Annotated in this window: 2 protein-coding genes; both read left to right on the top strand. The window is 55.0% G+C overall.

Going from position 1 to position 2,776, the window contains the following annotated elements; all coding sequences use genetic code 11:
- The coding region (locus ABX962_RS34155) for an HD domain-containing protein (protein WP_372726134.1) at positions 1-1,351 on the top strand (1,351 nt) is incomplete at its 5' end.
- Positions 1,352-1,690: 339 nt separating this feature from the next.
- A complete protein-coding gene (locus tag ABX962_RS34150; RefSeq protein WP_372726133.1) occupies positions 1,691-2,446 on the top strand; it encodes a hypothetical protein in 756 nt (251 codons plus the stop codon).
- Positions 2,447-2,776: the final 330 nt, after the last annotated feature.

Below are 2,776 nucleotides of genomic sequence, written 5' to 3'. Positions count from 1 at the left end.
GATCATTGAGCAGTTCATTCCTGCGTTCGAACGGACGCGTGGATTGCTGCAGTTCAATGCCTATCACAAATTTACCGTCGACGTGCATTGCATTCGCTCGGTCGAAGCGGCGACCGATTTGCAAGATCAACCCACCGCGATGGGACGCCGCTATCGACGACTCAAAGACAAGGGATTGCTGCACCTTGCCTTGCTTATTCATGATATCGGTAAAGGTTACGAAGAAGATCACTGTATCGTGGGCGCTCGTATCGCATTGGAAACAGCGGAACGGTTGGGGCTCGATCGGGCGTCAGCCGAGACGCTGCACTGGCTCGTGCTAAAGCATCTGCTTGTCAATGTCATCGCGTTTCGACATGACCTCAGCGATCCTCAAATCGTACTCTCGTTCGCCGCCGAAGTGGGCTCGATTCGACGACTCGAATTGTTGATCGTTCACGCGGTGGCCGATTTACAAGCGGTTGGCCCCGACGTGTTGACCGATTGGAAATTGAATCTGATCGAAGAGCTGTATGTTCGTACGCGGCGTTATTTTGATACGGGTAATTTGCCCGGCAGCGAAGATGATCCCGAGATCGATCTGATCCGAGCCGATGTGCAGAAACGTCTTAAAGCCAATCGTGCTCCCGACAGCTGTTCTCAGTTACTTGAAACGCTGCCCCTTTCGCTGTTGACGCGAAGCGAACCCGAGCAACTCGCCCAACAACTGTGTGACGTTGCCGATAAACTCAATTCAAACAGTGAGTCGATTTGTCTGGCGTGTTTCGATCCGGTCTTTTCGGCGATGCGTTACACCGTCGTTCGTCGCGAACCGCAGCAGTCGATTGGCACATTCGCGCGTGCCACCGGAGCGTTCACGACCGCTGGGCTTTCTATTTTGCGTGCGCAAGTGGAGACTGTTGGCGAGGATTTGGCCTGGGATGATTTTTGGGTCGCTGACCCGCTCTACCCCGAATGCCCACCGAGCCATCGCATCGAAGAACTGCAATTGCGTGTTTGTAAGCTGCTTGATTCGCCCGACAAACCGCTGCCGGCTCACCCACGAAAATGGTCGACCCAAAATAGCGAAGGGGATCAGGTCAATGTGTTGCCCACCAAGGTGACGTTTGACAACGATACCGTCGACCGATTTACCATCGTTTCGTTGTTTGCCTATGACGAAGTGGGGTTGTTGTACCGTGTCGCCGCGACTTTCGCAGAGATGGATGTCGTGTTGCACTTTGCCAAAATTGATACGCATTTGGATCAAGTCGCCGACGTCTTTTATGTCTCGGATCGGATGGGGGGAAAAATCCTCGATCCTGAACGAATGAGCCGGATTGAAAACGCGTTGCTCGGAACGACCCATTAGGCGGCGCGTTCTTTTTGTTCAAACACAATCAGGGTGGGCTCGGGTGGCAAACTAGTGCGTTGACAGCGATTGATCGGTTTCGGGAAACCTTCGCGACGGCAACGATTCCAGTGGGGTAGTAAGGTCTTTTCGTCGGCAAAAAATTTGCTTTTATTTGCCAACCGCTTGACGCGCGGCCATGCTTGTTTAGGTGCCAGGATGCCCAGGATTCATCTCGGTGCTTCGCAACTCGGATCGACTCGCTGCAAAGGGGGATGAAACGAGGTGCGGCTGTTCGCGGCCGAGAACGTCTCGATCGCGTTTCCCCCCTCTTTCCCTCTCAACATGGAAGTTCATTCTATGCTTAAGCGAACTCCCGCTGCACTCGCAGCGATAGCGATGGTTTGTTCAGCAACCTTGGTAACACGCGTGCACGCCGAGAGCGATCTTGACGTTTTGCTCGATAGTCTAACTTTTGCCGATGCGCCGATGGTCGGCGAGGATCCCGCGATCGATCGGCCTACTCAGTTCGTTTCGGATGTCGATTCAGACCAAGAGGCCGTCGAGAGTTTGAGCGATCGCAATTCGCCAACTCCCGTTGCGGACCCGACCACATCGGACCAACTTCAGCCGGCACCACTGATCCCCGCACCGGTGCGAGACCCGCAGCGGTCACAAACTTCCAACGCTGGATCGGCTAGCCTGTTGCTACCCGATGCGGTGAACATTCCAGCACCGGTGATCGCAGCGGATCAGCCGCCGATGGCTTATGGGATGATCGAAGACGATGCCGCTTGCTCGTGTGGGCACCGCGGTTGCAACCATGGATGTGCGTCGCGGACCACTTGTGAACCCGCGTATATCTGCAAGCCGCACGAAGTGCCTGTGTTGCCCACCTCGACGCTTCGCCAATATTTTCGTGGCGATCCGTGTAACGCTCACCTTTGGGACGGTTACGCGCTCGAGCGTCAGCAGCACTGCGATAAGCATCACAAACATATCCACAACCGATGCGAGTGCAATAATCGCGGTCAATGCGAAAGTTGTGTGCTAGGTAAGCGGAATTTGGCGGCACGCCATCATTGTGATGCAGGTTGCGATGGGGCACACCGCTAATCGGCCCCGCAGCACTTGAATCGCCCCGCGGCACTTGAATCGCCCCGCGGCACTTGAATCGAAGGGGCGAAGCTCGCCAAGAGCAACTCGCCCCGGGGCGGCTAGCCAGCGGGAATGTTAGTGACTTTCGCTATGACCGCACCCTTTTTCGATTGATGAACACCCGGCCATAGCTCTGGCGGGTGGCTGGCTTCCGATTTGCCTGATCCGCAAAAAAAATCCTTGGCGAGGATGAATCCGGTTTAGTTCTGCCTTCCCTACAGCCGATAGTATTAGCACCATGGATTGGGAGGGTGGAACGATCGGTGTCATCGTTCCATTTTTGATGGG

This window comes from Novipirellula sp. (assembly GCF_041583735.1).
Classification (GTDB): domain Bacteria; phylum Planctomycetota; class Planctomycetia; order Pirellulales; family Pirellulaceae; genus Novipirellula.
This window is presented reverse-complemented; position numbering and strand designations above follow the sequence as displayed.